This is a genomic window from Novosphingobium sp. NBM11 (genome assembly GCF_015390225.1).
Lineage (GTDB): Bacteria > Pseudomonadota > Alphaproteobacteria > Sphingomonadales > Sphingomonadaceae > Novosphingobium.
Genome location: NZ_VUOG01000003.1, coordinates 957620 through 976026 on the forward strand (window position 1 = coordinate 957620; position 18407 = coordinate 976026).

At 66.9% G+C, this 18407-nt stretch carries 12 protein-coding genes and 1 pseudogene; 10 read left to right on the plus strand and 3 right to left on the minus strand.

Annotated features, from left to right (window positions below):
* Window positions 1-142: 142 nt before the first annotated feature.
* A complete protein-coding gene (locus F1640_RS24370) occupies window positions 143-1057 on the plus strand; it encodes an aldo/keto reductase family oxidoreductase (protein ID WP_124809531.1) in 915 nt (304 codons plus the stop codon).
* 25 nt (window positions 1058-1082) lie between these two features.
* Window positions 1083-2168, plus strand: a complete 1086-nt coding sequence (locus tag F1640_RS24375; RefSeq protein WP_124809533.1) for an LLM class flavin-dependent oxidoreductase — start codon at window positions 1083-1085, stop codon at window positions 2166-2168.
* Window positions 2169-2185: 17 nt separating this feature from the next.
* On the opposite strand, the gene F1640_RS24380 is transcribed toward F1640_RS24375, so the two are convergent.
* The 3 genes from F1640_RS24380 to F1640_RS24390 are packed head-to-tail and all read right to left on the minus strand — an operon-like array spanning window position 2186 to window position 5783.
* On the minus strand, window positions 2186-3556 hold the full coding sequence (locus F1640_RS24380) for a mannitol dehydrogenase family protein (RefSeq protein ID WP_124809534.1): 1371 nt from the start codon (window positions 3554-3556) through the stop codon (window positions 2186-2188).
* A 17-nt stretch (window positions 3557-3573) separates the two neighbouring features.
* Complete coding sequence (gene uxaC / locus F1640_RS24385) at window positions 3574-4989, minus strand: glucuronate isomerase (RefSeq protein WP_124809535.1); 1416 nt, start codon at window positions 4987-4989, stop codon at window positions 3574-3576.
* A 38-nt stretch (window positions 4990-5027) separates the two neighbouring features.
* Complete coding sequence (locus tag F1640_RS24390) at window positions 5028-5783, minus strand: FadR/GntR family transcriptional regulator (RefSeq protein ID WP_124809536.1); 756 nt, start codon at window positions 5781-5783, stop codon at window positions 5028-5030.
* Between the two features lie 99 nt (window positions 5784-5882).
* Between F1640_RS24390 and manD the strand changes: the two genes are divergently transcribed.
* The 8 genes and pseudogenes from manD to F1640_RS24430 all read left to right on the plus strand — a co-directional run.
* Window positions 5883-7091, plus strand: coding sequence for a D-mannonate dehydratase ManD (manD, locus tag F1640_RS24395; RefSeq protein ID WP_124809537.1), 1209 nt, complete (start codon window positions 5883-5885; stop codon window positions 7089-7091).
* A gap of 77 nt (window positions 7092-7168) precedes the next feature.
* Window positions 7169-8431: an MFS transporter gene (locus tag F1640_RS24400; RefSeq protein ID WP_194922001.1), complete on the plus strand. Its 1263-nt coding sequence runs from the start codon at window positions 7169-7171 to the stop codon at window positions 8429-8431.
* A 3-nt stretch (window positions 8432-8434) separates the two neighbouring features.
* The gene (locus F1640_RS24405; protein WP_194922003.1) at window positions 8435-10837 is read left to right on the plus strand and encodes a TIM-barrel domain-containing protein; all 2403 of its coding nucleotides are present in this window, start codon (window positions 8435-8437) and stop codon (window positions 10835-10837) included.
* Between the two features lie 98 nt (window positions 10838-10935).
* Complete coding sequence (locus F1640_RS24410) at window positions 10936-11535, plus strand: RNA polymerase sigma factor (protein ID WP_309229356.1); 600 nt, start codon at window positions 10936-10938, stop codon at window positions 11533-11535.
* Complete coding sequence (locus F1640_RS24415; protein ID WP_194922005.1) at window positions 11501-12481, plus strand: FecR family protein; 981 nt, start codon at window positions 11501-11503, stop codon at window positions 12479-12481. Before F1640_RS24410 ends, F1640_RS24415 begins: the two co-directional genes overlap by 35 nt.
* 118 nt (window positions 12482-12599) lie before the next feature.
* A complete protein-coding gene (locus tag F1640_RS24420) occupies window positions 12600-15380 on the plus strand; it encodes a TonB-dependent receptor (protein WP_194922006.1) in 2781 nt (926 codons plus the stop codon).
* A gap of 11 nt (window positions 15381-15391) precedes the next feature.
* Window positions 15392-16648, plus strand: a complete 1257-nt coding sequence (locus tag F1640_RS24425) for a histidine-type phosphatase (RefSeq protein WP_194922009.1) — start codon at window positions 15392-15394, stop codon at window positions 16646-16648.
* Window positions 16649-16832: 184 nt separating this feature from the next.
* Window positions 16833-18000: pseudogene (locus F1640_RS24430) on the plus strand (IS3 family transposase); the annotation flags it as partial.
* Window positions 18001-18407: the final 407 nt, after the last annotated feature.

An 18407-nucleotide genomic window follows, 5' to 3' on the forward strand; every position in this document is an offset into this window, starting at 1 on the left:
GGCATCCGGCAGCCTGCCCCTTGCGCGATCGCATTCGTCCGTATATGGCTCACGTTGTCATATCGAATAATCGATACCGAGAGGAGGATCGGGCGCGGCCCGGTCCCGGCATCCCTGACGCAGCAGCACCCAGGACATCTGCATGAGCCAGCTTCCCCTTCCCGCCGCATCACGCCCGCTGGGCGATAGCGGCCTTTCCATCTCTCCACTGGCATGGGGCATGTGGCGGCTGGCCGAGGATGGCCGCACTGCGGCCGACGCCGCCCGGCTGGTCCATGCCGCGCTCGATGCCGGCATCACCCTGCTGGACACGGCGGACATCTATGGCTTCGACGGGACCGGCGGTTTCGGCGATGCCGAAGCGCTGCTGGGCGAAGTGCTTGCGGCCGAACCCGGCCTGCGCGCGCGGATGGTGCTCGCCACCAAGGGCGGAATCCTGCCGCCGCTGCCCTATGACCAGAGCGCGGCCTACCTGAACGCGGCGATCGATGCCTCGCTGCGCCGCCTGCGCACCGATGTGATCGATCTGTGGCAGGTCCACCGGCCCGACATCCTCGCCCATCCGCTGGAAGTGGCGCGCGTGCTGGACGACGCCGTGGCCGCGGGCAAGATCCGGACGCTGGGCGTATCGAATTTCACCATCCACCAGATCGCCGCGCTGCAGCACTTCCTCGGCCACAAGCTGGTCGCGACCCAGCCCGAAATCAGCCCCCTGCGCATCGCCTGCTTCGAGAACGGCGAGCTGGATCAGGCGATGACGATGGGGCTGGTGCCGCTCGCCTGGTCGCCACTGGGCGGGGGACGCCTGGCCGCGCCGGCCGACGAACGCGCGCACGCCGTCGCCGCCGCACTCGACAAGGTCGCCAAGGCGCAAGGCGTGTCGCGCACGGTCGCGGCCTTTGCCTGGTTGATGGCCCATCCCGCCGGAATCGTGCCGATCGTGGGATCGCAGCAGGCCGACCGGATCAGGGAAGCCGCGCAGGCGGCGCATGTGCGCTGGACGCGCGAGGAATGGTACGCGGTGCTGGTTGCCGCGCGTGGAGAGAGACTGCCCTGAAGGGCAGCGCTGAGGAGGCAAGACAATGACCCAGCAATGCGAAATCGCCTGGTTTTCCGCCCTTTGCGATGATGACTACGAGTTCCTGGGCGTTCCCGATCCCTATCTGCAATCGAGCTGGGAACACTGCCGCAACATCGTGTTGCGGGCGGAGGAAGGCGGCTTCGACAACATCCTCCTGCCCTCCGGCTATCAGCTCGGGCTGGACACGACCGCCTTTGCCGCCGCGGTGGCCACGCAAGTCCGCAAGATCAAGCTGCTCTGGGCGACCCGTATCGGCGAAGACTGGCCGCCGCAGCTTGCGCGCCGCATCGCCACGCTCGATCGCATCCTCGGCCCCAACGCGGCCGGCACGGGCGGACGGCTGAACGTCAATATCATCTCGTCCGACATGCCCGGCGAAACGCTGGCGTCGGGTCCGCGCTATCGCCGCGCGACCGAGGTGATGAAGATCGTCCGCACCCTGCTGAACGGGGAGCATCTGGATTTCGACGGCGAGTTCTACAAGCTCAAGCTCGATCCACCGCGCATCGCGACGCTTTCCGGCCGCTGCCCAGCCTTCTATTTCGGCGGACTGAGCGAAGACGCGCGCGAATGCGCGGCCGAAGGCTGCGACGTCTACCTGATGTGGCCCGATACCATGGACAAGGTGCGCGAAACCATTGCCGACATGAAGACGCGCGCAACCCGTTTCGGGCGCACTCTGCGCTTCGGCTATCGCGCGCATGTGGTCGTGCGCGAGACGGAGGAAGAGGCGCGCGCCTATGCCGATCGCCTGCTCTCGAAGCTGGATGACGATGCCGGCAAGGCGATCCGTGAAAAGTCGCTTGATGCCGCGAACTACGGCGTCCAGCGCCAAAGCGAGCTGCGCGGCGCGGCCGGCGGCGATGGCTTCGTGGAAGACAACCTGTGGACCGGGATCGGCCGGGCGCGATCGGGTTGCGGCGCGGCCATCGTCGGCACGCCCGATCAGGTGCTGGCCAAGCTGCGCGCCTATCAGGCCGAAGGGATCGAGGCCTTCATCCTTTCGGGCTATCCGCACGCGCAGGAAGCCGACCTGTTCGCGCGCCATGTCCTGCCGCATATCGCACACGGCCCGCTGGCGATCTGAAGTCGGGAAGGGATCGTCTACGAAAGGGCCGCGAGATCGTTGTCGGTGGCGGTCCAGGTCTGCGCGAACAGTCCGCCCGCGCCGAACAGCGCCCGCGCGACAGCGGAGCGATCGCCTGCCTGCCACACGGCGCGCAGGCGATCGGCCATCGGATCGTCCACCGGCCCCCAGGCGGCGACATTGTCGCCGCGCACATGGTTCATCCAGGCGTTGATCGCGGACAGGATCGCCGGGCAGGACCGGCCCTGCCGCTGGTTCGCGGCCAGCGTTTCCAGCCAGCGTTGCGGAATCTTCTGGCTGCCATCCATCGCGATCTGGATCAGCCGGTGGTTGAGCGCCGGATTGGCGAAGCGCTCGATCAGGGCGGCGGCATAGGCGGACAAATCCTGCCCCGGCGCTGCGGCGATCGTGGGCGCGGCTTCCTCCAGCATCAGGCGCGTGACCATGGCGCGCAGGTCGGGATCGCCGATCGCCTCGTGGACATAGCTGTAACCCGCCATAAGCCCGCGATAGGCGAGGGCCGAATGCGCGCCGTTGAGCATACGCAGCTTGGCCGTTTCGTAGGGGGCGACATCGGCCACCAGTTCCGCGCCCACCACGTGCCAGCGCGGACGCGCCCCGGCGAAGCGGTCTTCGATCACCCACTGGCTGAACGGCTCGGTGACGACGGCGGCGGCATCGTCGAGCCCAGACACCCCCGCCACCGCCTTGCGGTCGGCGTCGGTCGTGGCGGGCACGATCCGGTCGATCATCGTCGCCGGGCAGGTGCAGTTGTCCGCGAACCAGGCGGCCATGTCCGGTTCGTGCCGCGCGATATAGGCTTGCATGAGCGCCTCCAGCTGACGCCCGTTGTCGGCAAGATTGTCGCAGGAAAGAAGCGTCAGCCCCGGCAATCCGGCATCGCGGCGGCGGCGCAGCCCCTGCGTCACGAAGTAATAGAGGCTCTGCGAATGGGCGAGGTTGAAGTCGAGCGACCCGTCCGCCGCGCGGCAATAGCCCTTCTCCGTCACGGTGAAGCTGGCGATCCGCGTGGACGGCGCGGCCAGTTCGGCAATCACCGCCTCCGGCTGCTCGCTGGCCACCAGCACGCGCCGCACCGATCCGACCAGTCGCACCCCGATGCCTGCGGCGGACCGTTCGCTCAGCGTGTAAAGGCCATCCTGCGGATTCATCTGCGTGGCGACATCGGCCGAACGCAGCGAAACACCGGTGATCATCCAGTCGCGATCGCCCTGCCCCATGGCACGGTCGGTGTACCACGCCTGATGCGCGCGGTGGAACGCGCCGATGCCGAAGTGGACGATCCCCACCGCCTGCGCGGCGCGGTCGTAGCCGGGACGGACGACATCGGCGGACAGGCGGCTGGCGGCAGTGGTGGAAAGTCTCATCAAGCGATCCCGTCAGGTCAGAGTTTGTAGGCCCGCTTGGCGAGAGTGTAGGTGAGATCGCGCGCCAGCTCCGCGGCTTCCCAGTCCTCGATGCGATGTTCCGCCACAAGCTGCGCCAGGAAGCCGCAATCGATGCGACGGGCCACGTCATGCCGCGCCGGGATCGACAGGAACGCGCGGGTATCGTCGTTGAAGCCCACGGTGTTGTAGAAGCCGGCGGTTTCCGTGGTCATCAGGCGGAAGCGGCGCATCCCTTCCGGGCTGTCATGGAACCACCACGCCGGGCCGAGCTTGAGGCAAGGGTAATGCCCCGCCAGCGGCGCCAGTTCGCGGGCATAGGCGCTTTCATCCAGCGTGAAGAGGATAATCGACAGATCGCGCGCGTTGCCGAAGCGGTCGAGCAGCGGCTTGAGCGCGTGGACGTAGTCGGTGCGGGTCGGGATATCCGCCCCCTTGTCGCGGCCGAAGCGTTCGAACAGCTGCGCGTTATGGTTGCGGAACGATCCGGGGTGAATCTGCATGACCAGCCCGTCGTCACAGCTCATCCCTGCCATTTCGGTCAGCATCTGGGCGCGGAACAGTTCCGCCTCGGCCGGGGTGAATGCTCCGGTCGAGACCTTGCCAAACAGCGCTTCGGCCTCGGCCGGCGAAAGATCGGCGGTCTGCGCGGTGGGATGGCCGTGGTCGGTGCTGGTGGCGCCCATCTGCGCGAAGAAGGCGCGGCGCTGGCGATGCGCGGCCAGATAGCCGCGCCAGGTGCGGCAGTCCTCGCCGGTAAGGGCGGACAGCGCATCGAGGTTGGCGGAAAAGCCTTCGAATTCGGGATCGACCACCGGGTCCGGGCGATAGGCGGTAATCACCCGGCCCTGCCAGCCGCCCGCCCGTGCATTCTCGGCGCGGATCGCCGCATGGTGCTCCAGCGTATCGAGCGGGCTTTCGGTGGTGGCGATCACTTCGATGCCATAGCGGTCGAACAGCGCGCGCGGACGGAAGCTGTCGGTCGCGAGCATTTCGGTGATCGTGTCGAAATAGAGGTCGGCGGTCTCGGCCTCCAGTTGCACGCCCATGCCAAAGGCTTCGGCAAAGACCCAATCGAGCCACATGCGCGATGGCGTACCCCGGAACAGGGTATAGCGTTCGGCGAACAGCCGCCATGCCGCGCGCGGATCGACGCCCGGATTGCGCACGCCCAGATCCTCGAGCGCGACGCCCTGCGAATAGAGCATGCGGAACACGTAGTGATCGGGCACCAGCAGCAGATCGGTGGCATTGCCGAACGGCGCGTTGTCGGCGAACCAGCGGGGATCGGTATGCCCGTGCGGGCTGACGATCGGCAGGTCCGCGATATCGGCATACAGGGCGCGCGCCAGGGCGCGGACCGAAGGGTCGGCCGGCAGCAGGCGGTCGGGATGCAGTTCAAGCGATCTTGGCATGGGTTGCGTTATGTCTTTCTGGGCTTCAGCCAGTATTTTCAGGCAGTGGCGCGCGCGTAGCGATCGCGCTTGGCCTGCACCGCGCGGCGGGCTTCGGCCACGGCGCGTTCCTCGGTGGCGAACAGCAGGCTTTCCAGCACGGCCGACAAGTGCGCGCGCATCGCCGCACGGGCAGCGGACGGATCGTGGCGCTTCAACGCCTCCAGCACGGCGGTATGTTCGTCGACCACCGGCTTGATGTTCGCGGTGCGTGCCTTTTCGTGCAGCAGCGAGGCTTCGGGCGAGGTGTAGCGCTGATTCCACAGCCGCTCGACGATCTCGATCATGGCGTTGTTGCGCGTGGCCCGGGCGATGGCGACGTGGAAACTGTGATCGGCCTTGTCCGATCCGGCGGGATCGAGGTTTTCGCGCGCGATGGCCCGCAGCAGTTCCTCCAGCTCGGCGATTTCCTCGTCGGTGATCTGGGTTGCCGCCAGCGCGGCGGTTTCACCTTCCACCAGCAGGCGCGCCTCGGTCAGCTCGAAAGCGGTGACGTTGAAGCCGGGCATGTCATCGCCGCCGGGCAGCCGCACCACATAGGCGCCCGAGCCCACGCGCACTTCCACCAGTCCCTGCACTTCCAGCGCGATGATCGCCTCGCGCACGGTCGGCCGGCTGACGTTGTAACGCACTGCCAGTTCGCGCTCGGCCGGCAAGCGCGCGCCAACGGGGTACTTGCCCGATGCCAGTTCATCCAGCAGCGCCCGCGCCAGATCCTGATAAAGCCGTTCCTGCGCCGATCCCGTCGAACTCATGCCGCCTCCGTGGCTTTACCAATTTCAAAAAACTTGACAGACCAAATTGGACCCGTCAAGTCGTCATACCAATATGGCCGCCATATCGCGAGGGATTCCATGAAAATTGAAGCCGCCAAGGTGATTGTTACCTGCCCCGGGCGGAACTTCGTCACGCTGAAGATCGTGACCGACCAGGGCGTGTACGGCATCGGCGATGCCACGCTGAACGGGCGCGAACTGGCCGTCGTGTCCTATCTGGAAGACCACGTCATTCCGTGCCTGATCGGCATGGACCCGCGCCGGATCGAAGACATCTGGCAATACCTCTATCGCGGCGCGTACTGGCGCGGCGGACCGGTAACGATGCGCGCGATCGCGGCGGTGGACGTCGCGCTGTGGGACATCAAGGCCAAGATGGCGGGGATGCCGCTGTATCAGCTTCTGGGCGGGCGCAGCCGCGATGGGGTGATGGTCTATGGCCACGCCAACGGCGCCGATATCGCCGAAACGGTCGATGCCGTGGGCCAGTACATCGACCTCGGCTACAAGGCGATCCGCGCCCAGACCGGCGTGCCGGGGATCAAGGATGCCTATGGCGTGGGGCGTGGCAAGCTCTATTACGAACCGGCCGACGCCGCGCTGCCCTCCGTGACCGGATGGGACACGCGCAAGGCACTCAACTACGTGCCCAAGCTGTTCGACAAGCTGCGCGAAACCTATGGCTTCGATTACCACCTGCTGCACGATGGCCACCACCGCTATACCCCGCTGGAGGCGGCGCAGCTAGGCAAGGCACTGGAGCCCTACAGCCTGTTCTGGCTGGAAGACTGCACCCCGGCGGAGAACCAGGAAGCGTTCCGGCTGGTGCGCCAGCACACCACCACGCCGCTGGCCGTCGGCGAAATCTTCAACACGATCTGGGACGCCCGGGACCTGATCCAGAACCAGCTGATCGACTACATCCGCGCGACCATCGTCGGCGCGGGCGGGGTGACGCACCTGCGCCGGTTGGCCGATCTCGCCGCGCTCTACCAGGTCCGCACCGGCTGCCATGGCGCGACCGATCTGTCGCCAGTGACGATGGGCGCCGCGCTGCATTTCGATACCTGGGTGCCCAACTTCGGCATCCAGGAATACATGCGCCACACCGAGGAAACCGACGCGGTCTTCCCGCACGACTATACCTTCGCCGATGGTTTCCTGCTGTGCGGGGAAACACCAGGCCATGGCGTCGACATCGACGAGGATCTCGCCGCAAAATACCCTTACAAGCCGGCCTACCTGCCCGTCGCCCGCCTTGCGGACGGCACGATGTGGAACTGGTGAGACGCATGCCGATACTGCCGCGATGATGCGAAGCGGGCGCGCGGAGAAATGCGCGTCCGCAAATCCCGGAGAGGCCCATGACGATCAACTGGCGCGCCGTTCGCGTCCGCATCCTGCTGCTGGTGATGGTCGGAACCGTCATCAACTATCTCGCGCGCAATTCGCTGGGCGTGCTGGCCCCGCAATTGAAGCTGGAACTGTCGATATCGACGCAGCAGTACAGCTACATCGTCGGCGCTTTCCAGATCGCCTACACGGTGATGCAACCGGTCGCGGGGATGGTTATCGACCGAATCGGTCTGACCGCTGGCTTCGCGCTGTTCGCCATCGCCTGGTCGCTGGCCAACATGGCCCATGCCTTTGCCCGCGGGTGGTTTTCGCTAGCGGTGTTCCGCGGCCTGCTGGGCATGGCGGAAGCGGCGACGATCCCGGCGGGGATGAAAGCCATCGCCGAATGGTTTCCCGATCGCGAACGGTCGATCGCGACCGGCTGGTTCAACGCCGGCACCGCCGCCGGCGCCGCGCTCGCGCCCGTGGTGGTGGCGCTGATCGCCAAGCAATGGGGCTGGCAGGCCGGCTTCTTCGTCACCGGCGCGATCGGGCTGGTCTGGGCGCTCGCGTGGTGGCGCCTCTATCGCCCGCCGGCGCAATCGCGCGTTCTCACCGACCAGGAACGGCGCCTGATCGCGGACGGGCAGCGCGTGGTGGACGCGGACGCTGCCAAGGTTACGATCCGCGCCATCATCGGCGCGCCGCGCTTCTGGGCCATCGCGGTGCCGCGCTTTCTGGCGGAGCCGGCGTGGCAGACTTTCAGCTTCTGGATTCCGCTCTATCTCGCGAATGAGCGGCACATGGACCTGACGCAGATCGCGATGTTCGCGTGGCTGCCGTTTCTGGCGGCGGACGCGGGCGGCATCATCGGCGGGTACCTGGCGCCGCTGTTCCAGCGCCGCTGGGGCCTGTCGCTGGAGTCTTCGCGCATTGCGGGCATCTGCCTGGGTGCGGTGCTGATGATCGGGCCTGGCCTGGTCGGTCTGGTCGCGCATCCGCTGCTGGCCATCGCGCTGCTGTCGGTCGGCGGCTTCGCGCACCAGATGATCTCGGTTCTGATCAACACGCTTTCCGCCGACGTCTTTCCCCGCTCCGATGTCGCCAAGGCCAACGGCCTGGTCGGCATGGCCGGGTGGACGGGCGGGTTGCTGTTCTCGCTGGCGATCGGGCAACTGGCGGACACGGTCGGCTATGCGCCGCTGTTCGCCTGCCTCGGCCTGTTCGACCTGATCGGCGCCATCTGGCTGATCGCGCTGCGCCGCCACCTCACCCTCCCCGCAAAGGCCTGATCGATGCCCAAGCCACGCCTGTCCCACCCTCCCCGCTTCTCGATCGCGGAGCGCGACAGCACGCGTGTGACGCTGCACGCCGATACGGGCGCGGTGGCGCATGTCTTCGTGCTGGAGGAGGACATCGTGCGCGTGCTGCTGCTGGCGCAGGGGACCGTCACGTCCCCGCCCAGCTGGGCCGTCGCGCCGGGGCAGGAGGACGTGGCCGAACCCGGGCGCGACCGCATGGACACATCGGGCTTCGCGACGCCGGGCTTTAGCGTAAGCGAGGACGAGCACCACATCGTCGTCGAGACGCCCCGCCTGCGGCTTGCGATCACGCGCACCGGATTCCTGAGCACGTGGTCGCGGCGATCGGGTGCGGACTGGACGGTGATCAGCGCCGACCGCCCGACCCAGCCCTACAATTTCGGGTGGTGGGACGAAGCGACCTATCACTATGTCGCGCGCCAGCCAGGCGAGCGCTATTTTGGCCTGGGCGAACGCTCCGGCCCGATGGACCGCGCCGGGCGCCGCCTGCGGCTGACCAACCTCGATCCCATGGGCTATGACGCGCGGTCTTCGGACCCGCTCTACAAGGCCATCCCCTATCTGCTGGTGGTCGCCGGAGACGGCAGCGCGCACGGCGTGTTCTATGACACCACCGCCGATCCGGTGTTCGATCTGGGGCAGGAATACGACAACTACCACGGCGCCTATCGCACGATGCGCGCGGAATCGGGTGATCTCGATTACTACATGATCGCCGGGCCGGACGCGGCGGAGGTCACGCGGCGCTTCACCTGGCTGACTGGTCGCCCGGCGCTGATGCCCGGCTGGGCGCTCGGCTATTCCGGTTCGACGATGACCTATACCGACGCGCCCGACGCGCAGCGGCAGATGGGGCAATTCCTGGCAAAGCTGGAAGAGCATGACATCGGCTGCACCTCGTTCCACCTGTCGTCGGGCTACACCTCGATCGGCGACAAGCGCTACGTGTTCCACTGGAACACCGACAAGTTCCCCGACGCGAAAGGCTTCGTGCGCAGCTTTGCCGAGGCGGGCGTGCGGCTGGTGCCCAACATCAAGCCCGCGCTGCTGCGCGATCACCCGCATTACGCCGATCTTGCGGCGAAAGGCTGGTTCGTGAAGGACGCCGATGGCGATCCGATCGAATGCCAGTTCTGGGACGAGCTGGGCGCCTACGTCGATTTCACCAACCCCGATGCGGCCGCGTGGTGGCGCGGGCAGGTGACGGCGCAACTGCTCGACTACGGCATCGCCTCCACCTGGAACGACAACAACGAATACGAGATATGGGATCGCCGCGCGCGCATCGACGGTTTCGGCGCGCCCCGCCCGGCCGCCGCCGAACGGCCGGTGCAGACCCTGCTGATGATGCGGGCCTCGCGCCAGGCGCAACGGGCGCATGATCCGCGGCACCGGCCCTACGTGGTCACGCGATCGGGCATGGCGGGCATGCAGCGCTATGCGCAGACATGGTCGGGCGACAACAACACCAGCTGGGAATCGCTGCGCTTCAACCTGAAGATGGGCCTTGGCCTGGCGCTGTCAGGCGTATCCAACCACGGCCACGATATCGGCGGCTTCGCGGGTCCCGCGCCCGAACCCGAACTGCTGCTGCGCTGGGTGCAGGCGGGCATCCTCATGCCACGTTTCTCGATCCACAGCTGGAACACCGATCGCACGGTCAATGAACCGTGGATGTATCCGGAGACGACCCCGGCGATCGTGCGGCTGATGGCGCTGCGGCAGGCGCTGATCCCGCAGCTTGGCCACCTGCTCTGGCGCCATCATGCCCACTACGAGCCGGTCACGCGCCCCCTGTGGCATGATTTCCCGTCCGATCCCGCCGCGTGGACCGATGGCGACGACTACCTGCTCGGCCCCGATCTGCTGGTCGCCCCGGCGATGGACAAGGGCCTGGCCGAGCGCGCGGTCTATTGCCCGGCCGGCACCGACTGGTTCGACTTGCGCGATGACCGCCGCCATGCGGGTGGCCAGTCCCATGTCCTGCCCGCGCCGCTGGAAGGCCTGCCGCCGATCCTGGCGCGCGAAGGCAGCGGCGTGTTCCTCGACATCGCGCCCGGCGGTTTCGCGCCGAGGCCGATGAAACCGGCGGTGCTGCTCTATCCCCCGGCCACGGGAACGCTGCAATGGGCAGGCTTCCTCGACGAAAGCGAAGGCTGGCCCGACGCTTCCCGCCCGCCGCTGTGGCGCGTGACCGTCACAGCCAGCGCGGACGGGCTGGACATCGTGTCGCGGTGGGATGGCGCCGCGCCGGAACCGGCAGCGGGCCTGCGCATCGTGCTACCGCTCGCGGAGGCGCGGACGGTGCGGCTGAACGGCGTGGACGCCGTGCCTGTGCGGCAGACGGTCATGGGCGTGGAGCGCCTGCTGTTCTGAACGCATTTAATCTGAAAGGCGGCGGCCTGCCCGGCCGGCCGCTGTCATGAAGATTACGCAAATACAACATAGCGCGGTGATCCGGAAAAGATCGCACCGTGCCAGCAGCTCCGTCTCACATCATTCGCTGGGTGGCCCTCTACGTGGTGCCGCAGGAACAGCATATTCGCGCCGCCCTGCGCCGCGCGGGGGTGTGCGATGCCGACGCGGACGATCTGGTGCAGGATGCCTATTGCCGGCTCGCCACCCTGCGCAGCATCGATCATATCGACCGGCCCGGCGCCTATTTCATGCAGATCGTCAAGAACCTGCGGCGCGACCGGCTGCGGCGCGAACGGATCATCCGGTTCGAGGACGTTACGGAAAATGCCAACCTGTTCGTCGAGCATGAAGCGGTTGGCGTCGAAGCGACGGTCGCGGCGCGCGAGCAGCTCCGGTTGGTGGGCCGGCTGCTGGCGGACCTGCCCGACCGGTGCCGGACGATCTTCACGCTGAAACGGATGGAAGGGTTATCCCAACGGGAAATCGCGAAACGGCTTGGCGTCAGCGAAAGCGTGGTGGAGAACGACGTGCAGAAGGCGCTGCGCGCGATCCAGCGGGCGTTGCGCGCGGAACCCGAATGCGGCCCCGGCGACAGCCCGCGCGAGAAGGATTTTACGGACGTTGACGAGCGGCGGAGATTCGGGGTTTACGGTTGAAGACGAGGCTGCCGCCTGGGCGGCCCGGATCGATGCGGCACCATCCGCTGCGCATCCCGGACTGGAAGAATGGCTGAAGGCCGACCCCGCGCGGGCCGGCGCGTTGCTGCGCGCGCAGGCCGCGCTGGCAATGCTGGGCGGCGGTTCTCTCGAAGACACGCGCGCGCCATCGGAAACAACAAAGCCGGCCGAAGATGCGGGGAGCGTCCCGCGCAAGCGCTGGCGCTGGCTTGCCGGGGCCGTGGGCCTGGCCGCCTCGCTCGCCGCTCTGGCCTTCCTCGACCTGCCCCGGGACGAGACCTTCGAAGCCGATCGGGGCGAAGTCCGCGCGCTGGCGCTGCGTGACGGATCGGCCGTCTCGGTCGACGCCGGCAGCCGCGTGGACGTGCGCATTGGCAAGGACACGCGCGTCACCCGCCTCGTGCGCGGCAAGGCCCTGTTCCATGTCGCGCACGACCCCGGCAAGCCGTTTCGCGTGATCGTGGGCGACGTGACCATCACCGACATCGGTACGGTCTTCCAGGTGACCGACGATGCCGAGGCCGGCTTCGTCGACGTGCTGGTGAGCGAAGGGGCGGTCGACGTGGAGGCGGGCGGCGCGCGCACGCGGCTGGTCGCCGGAAACCGCGCCCGCTTTCCCCGCGCCGCAAGCAAGGCACCTGTCTCCCCTATCCAGACGATGTCCGCCGCCGCGATGGACCGGGCTCTGGGCTGGACCAGCGGCCAGCTCGAACTTGACGGCGAACCGATCGGGGAGGCCGTGTCGGAAATGAACCGGCACAACCATCTGCAGGTCCGGCTGGCCGATCCGGCCCGCCTGGCCGGCGAACCGCTCTATGGCGCGTTCCGGCTGAACGATCCGATCGGCTTCGCCCGTGCCGTCGCGGCCAGCGTGGAGGGCACCGCCACCATCCACGAAGACGGCATCGTCATTTCCGCCCCCTAGGGTCAGGACGGCAAAACAATCCGACACCAAAAAAACGCGGCGACGGATAAGGAAATGCCGTGCTGCCCCGTCAGGGCTCCAGACGCGCCTTTTTCCGGGCGCCGATGGGGGTCTCTCAATGCTGCCGAAGTTCCGTCAGGTTTCCGCCGTCGCGTTCGTCGCGGCCGGCCTTGTCTCGTTTCCCGCGCTGGCGCAGGCGGTCACCTTCGATGTCCCCGCGCAGGACGTGGGCAGCGCCGTCCGCCAGATCGCCCAGCAGGCCAACGTCCAGATCGTGGTTTCGGGCAGCGTTGCGCGCGGTCGCCGCACCCGCGCCATCGCGGGGCGGATGACCGTCGACCAGGCGCTGGCGCACATGCTGGCCGATACCGGGCTCACCGCGCGCAGCACGGGCGAGGGCATCTACGTGATCGTGGCGGGCCGCTATGGCGAGACGGCGCCCACCGTGCCGGGGGAGCCCGGCGCGGGCACTAGCGGCCCACAGCCCGAGATCATCGTCACCGGCGTGCGCGCGGCGCAGCGCGAGGCTGCCGCCGAAAAGCAGGCGGCGACCAACACCATCGAAACGCTCCACGCCAACGACGTGGGCAAGCTGCCCGACCAGAACGTGGCCGAAGCGATCAAGCGGCTGCCTGGCCTGTCCGTCGCCAACGACCAGGGCGAAGGCCGCTACGCGATCATCCGCGGCATCGATCCGGGCCTGCTCAACGTCACGCTCAACGGCCAGACGCTGCCCGCGCCCGAACCGGACGGCCGCCAGGTGAAGCTGGACGACCTGCCCTCGGCGATGATCCAGTCGGTCGCGGTCACCAAGTCGCTGCTGCCAAGCCAGGACGCCAACGCCATCGCCGGCGAAGTGGCGATCCGCACGCGCACCGGCTTCGACAGCAAGAAGCCGTTCTTCCTCGATGGGCGCGCCTCGGTGGGCCGCTACGATCTCAACGGGAAGTCGCCCTACGAAATCGACGGCACCGTGGGCGGCCGCTTCGGCGCGGGCGAACAGTTCGGCGCGATCGTGTCGGTCAACTATTCGCGCCGGCCGATCGAAAGCGAGAACTTCCAGGGCTCGACCAACTACAACGGCGCGGGCGTGCCCGATGGCAACGGGTTGCGCGATTACAACCTGACGCGCACGCGGCTGGGCGTGGTGGGCAATTTCGACTGGCGCCCGAGCAGCGACGTGAAGCTCTACCTCAAGACCAGTTATTCGAAGTTCGAGGACCACGAGACGCGCGACCAGAACCGCCTGGCCGTCACCGCCTATACCCCGACGCTGAAAGGCACCGGCACGATCCTGGTGCGCCACCGCGAGGAGAACGACAACACCAAGTCGGCCACGCTGGGCGGCGAGTTTTCCAACCTCGGTGGCGGCACGCTGGAACTGTCGGCCAACTGGACCAAGGCGGTGAAGACCGACCCTATCCGCAGCGAGTTCACCTTCACCGCCAAGAAGGGCGCGCTGACGCTCAACTACGACCCGTCGACCGAACCCTATACACTGGTCCCGACGACGGCGGCCTTCACCGACCCTTCGCTGACCTTCAGCAAGGTCAATTTCGAGACCCGCCACGCCTACGAGGAACTGTGGCAGGGTCGCGCCGACTACACGCATCCGCTGGCGCTGGGAGACGATTCCTCGATCAAGGTCGGCTTCAAGGTGCTCGACCGGCACAAGGCGGACGACCGCGACCGCACCAACTACACCGCGGGCAGCACCCCCTGGACGATCGGCAACGTCGCCGCCACCGGCGACACCAGCTTCTATGGCAGCCAGTTCACGTTCGGCAACCGCATCGACTACGACGCGGCGCGGGCCTATTTCCTCGCCAATCCCGCCGTGGGCAAACTCGATGCGGCCGGCTCGCTTTCCGCAACGCTCGCTTCGGACTACGACGTGCGCGAGCAGATCATTGCCGGCTATGCCATGGCCACGCTGCGCATCGGCGCGCTGACGCTGGTGCCCGGCGTGCGCGTGGAACACACGCGTGATCGGACCAAGGCCAAGATCGTCAACGCCGCATCGACGCTCAACGATGGCTTCAACAGCTTCGGCGCGAAGAGCTATACCGATGCCTTTCCCGGCCTCAACGCGCGCCTCGATGCCGCGCGCAACCTCGTGCTGCGCGGGGCGGTGACCACGTCGATCGGGCGGCCCAACTACAGCACGCTGGCGCCGTTCGTCAGCGTGGACACCTCGAACCCGGCGCTGGCCGCGATCGCGCTGGGCAACCCCGATCTCAAGCCCTACCGGGCGCGCAACTACGATCTCTCGATCGAATACTACCCCACCGCCGGCGCGATCTTCTCGGCCGGCTTCTTCCACAAGGACGTCGACAACCCGATCTATTCGGCCTTCCGCCAAGGCACCAACATCACCGCCGGCGGCGTGACCTATGCAGCGGCGACGGTGACCCAGCCGGTCAACACCGACCGCGAGACCGTGAGCGGCGTGGAATTCAACCTCCAGACGCAGTTCACCAGCCTGCCCGGCTTTTTCGGCGGCTTCGGCGTTTCGGCCAACTATACCCACGTCTGGGGCCACGCCACGGCCAACGCCATCCGCCCCGGCACCATCCCGCTGGGCTACCAGTCGCGCGACCTCGGCAACGTGCAACTGTTCTTCGAAAAGTACGGCCTCTCGGCGCGGCTCGCCTTCAACTACCGCTCGGCCTATCTCGATACGCTGGGCGGCAGCGCCGCCACCGACCAGTACACCGACGCCAACGGGCAACTCGATCTTCATGTCAGCTACCAGGTCGTGCCCCAGGTGACCGTGTTCGGCGATGCGATCAATCTTACCGACGCGCCCTGGCGGCGCTATATCGGCAGCAAGCCCTACCTCGTCGAGCGCGAGCATTACGGCGCGCAACTTCGCGGCGGCGTGCAGGTCCACTTCTGATGAGGCATCCGATGGTCCCGAAGCGGTTAGTTCTGGCGATGGTGGCGGGAACGACGCTTGCCCTCGCGTTAGCCCCGATGGTCGAGGCAGCGCCGCGCCGGCACGCGCATCGCCCGCCCGCTGCCGCACCGCTGGTGGTGGACCGGGTGGTACTGGTCATGCGCCACGGCGTGCGTCCGCCCACCAAGGCCCCGGCGATGCCCGCCGATGTCACGCCCGAACATTGGCCCGAATGGCCGGTCCAGCCCGGCTGGCTGACGCCGCACGGCGCGCTTGCGGTTTTGCGTCTCGGGGCATGGGACGGGGCGCAGCTTCGCGCCGCAGGCCTGATGCCGGCACACGGCTGCCCACGGGCCGCCGCCGTCCGCGTCGTCGCCGACAGCGACCAGCGTACGATCGCCACGGCGCAAAGCTGGAGCGACGCGCTGGCTCCCGGATGCGGGCTGTCGATCGATCACAGGCCGCAGGACGAATCGGACCCGCGCTTCAACGCGATCGAAGCCGGCCTTTCGCCCTACGATGCCACGCAAGCGGACGCCGCCGTGCGGGCCGCTACCGCCCCCGACGGCGTCGGCGCGATAGCCGCCGCCCACCGCCCCCTGCTCGCCCGTCTGGACGCGATCCTGTGCGGCGCGCGCCGGGCAGCCTGTGGCGTGTCCGCGCAACCGACCGCGCTGGTGCCGGCAAAGGCGAATGGACGCCCCAAACTGTCTGGCGCGCTCGACCGGGCATCGACGGCAGCCCAAATCCTGCTGCTCGAATATGCCGAAGGCAAGCCGCTGGCGCAGGTTGGCTGGGGCCGTGCCAGCGCCGCCGACATCGGCCGCCTTTCGGCGTTCCACGCACTCGAATTCCGGCTGCTTGCCCGTCCCCGCTATGTCGCCTCGGCGAACTTCGCCGGGCTGGCGCCGATCGTGCGCGAAGGTCTGACGGGCGAAGCCCGCGTCACGATGATTTCGGGACACGATACCAACGTCGCCAATCTCGGCGGGCTGCTGGACGTCCACTGGCAGGCGCCCGGCATGGCCGCCGACGATCCCTCGCCCGGCGGCGCGCTGGTGCTGGAACGGTTGCGCGCGGCCGATGGCGCGCTGTTCGTGCGGGTGCGCTATCGCTCGCAATCGCTTTCCCAGATCCGCAACGCCAGGCCGTTGACCACGGCTTCGCCGCCATCCGCGCCGATTCTACCCGTTCCGGGCTGCGAAGCGCGCGGGATCAAGGGCTTGTGCCCGCTCGATGAGTTCCTGAAACGGATCGAGGGACAATAGGGGGCACCAACTCTCTTTCCCAGAGGGTTGCAGGAAGTGCCAGTACCGGCGGATTTCTAAGGGTTTTTGTGGTATAGGTATCCCATTTGGAGCGGTCTTGAACCACCGGATACCATTAGCGTGATCTGCCCCCTTCTGAGTGGCCTAGAATCTGTTTTAGATTTTGCCACGAAGGAGGAATGGAATGGCGAGGAAGCACAAGCGGGAAGAGATCATCAGCAAGCTGCGTGAGGCCGAGATCGTGCTGGCGCAGGGCGGGACGGTGGCGGATGCGTGCCGCCGGATCGGTGTCACCGAGCAGAGCTACTACCGTTGGCGCAAGGAGTATGGCGGCCTGAAGATGGATCAGGCGCGGCGGATGAAGGACCTTGAGAAAGAGAACGCGCGGCTTCGTCGGGCGGTGTCGGATCTGACGCTCGACAAGCTGATCCTGCAGGAGGCTGCGCGGGGAGCCGAAGGCCAGCGCAGCTAAACTTCTGAGCCCTGCAAGGCGGCGGCGCTGTATAGATCACATCCGGGCAATGATGGCTGTCTCCGAGCGGCGGGTGTGCCGTGTGCTCGGCCAGCATCGATCGACGCAGCGCAAGCCGCCACGCGGGGCAGATGACGAAGCCGCCCTGACCGAGGACATCATCGCCTTGGCCAGGCAGTATGGCCGTTTTGGCTATCGCCGGGTGACAGCCCTGCTGCGCGATGCTGGCTGGCATGTGAACCGCAAGCGGGTGGAGCGCATCTGGCGACGAGAGGGCCTCAAGGTGCCGCAGAAGCAACCGAAGCGGGCAAGGCTCTGGCTCAACGACGGATCGTGCATCCGACTGCGGCCCGAGTATCCGGGGCACGTGTGGTCCTACGACTTCGTCGAAGGGCGCACGCACGATGGCCGCAAGTTCCGCATCCTGTCGATCATCGACGAGGCCAGCAGAGAATGCCTGGCCTTGCCGGTGGCGCGACGGCTCAGAAGCGAGGATGTGCTGGCCACGTTAGCCGAACTGTTCGTTACCCGCGGTCCACCGGCACATATACGGTCAGATAATGGTCCCGAGTTCATCGCCAACGCGGTGCAGGAATGGCTGGCCAGGATCGGCGTGAAGACCCTCTACATCACGCCTGGCAGCCCCTGGGAGAATGGCTACTGCGAGTCCTTCAACGGCTCGATGCGAGACGAACTTCTCAACGGAGAGATCTTCTATACCCTCGCTGAGGCGAAAATCCTGATCGAGGCCTGGCGGCGGCACTACAACACCATCAGGCCCCACAGCTCGCTCGGCTATCGGCCACCGGCCCCGGAAATGGCGTCACCGCCATGGCCGTCCTCCGGTTCCGCTGCGCTCCACCTGCAAACGGCCATGGCGCCGGATCATCATCCGGGCTTGACGCGCCATCATGATGGGAGCATTTGTTCACGATTTATTCTATTCGAGACTAGCGTTCGTCAAGTCACAAATCACTTGAACTTGGTGTTCGAAATGGCCTTGTCAGTCGGCTTGGCCTCGGAAAGCTTCGTGCTCATCCGCGATAAGCCATCTATTGCGAGTTCGTAGAAGTCGGTGAGGTCCCCAAGCATGAGCCGCGCCTCCGCTGCGGAAACGTCGCGCTTCAACCTGGCCTTGAAGATGGACTGAGCTCTGGCGACCAGAGGATCGGAGAACCGGTCTCGCCGTGCAGTCTTCGGCACCGTTTCAGGTGCAGATTGTATTGGGGCGGTACTAAGCCGCGTCTGGAAGATCGGGAGGTAGGCGTAGGTCTCTTCCCGCTCGAC

Coding starts and splice junctions, on each gene's coding strand:
- F1640_RS24380 (WP_124809534.1), bottom strand. CDS start 3,556: ATGAGACTTTCCACCACTGCCGCCAGCCGCCTGTCCGCCGATGTCGTC.
- manD (WP_124809537.1), top strand. CDS start 5,883: ATGAAAATTGAAGCCGCCAAGGTGATTGTTACCTGCCCCGGGCGGAAC.
- F1640_RS24405 (WP_194922003.1), top strand. CDS start 8,435: ATGCCCAAGCCACGCCTGTCCCACCCTCCCCGCTTCTCGATCGCGGAG.
- F1640_RS24375 (WP_124809533.1), top strand. CDS start 1,083: ATGACCCAGCAATGCGAAATCGCCTGGTTTTCCGCCCTTTGCGATGAT.
- F1640_RS24390 (WP_124809536.1), bottom strand. CDS start 5,783: ATGAGTTCGACGGGATCGGCGCAGGAACGGCTTTATCAGGATCTGGCG.
- F1640_RS24420 (WP_194922006.1), top strand. CDS start 12,600: ATGCTGCCGAAGTTCCGTCAGGTTTCCGCCGTCGCGTTCGTCGCGGCC.
- F1640_RS24425 (WP_194922009.1), top strand. CDS start 15,392: ATGGTCCCGAAGCGGTTAGTTCTGGCGATGGTGGCGGGAACGACGCTT.
- uxaC (WP_124809535.1), bottom strand. CDS start 4,989: ATGCCAAGATCGCTTGAACTGCATCCCGACCGCCTGCTGCCGGCCGAC.
- F1640_RS24400 (WP_194922001.1), top strand. CDS start 7,169: ATGACGATCAACTGGCGCGCCGTTCGCGTCCGCATCCTGCTGCTGGTG.
- F1640_RS24370 (WP_124809531.1), top strand. CDS start 143: ATGAGCCAGCTTCCCCTTCCCGCCGCATCACGCCCGCTGGGCGATAGC.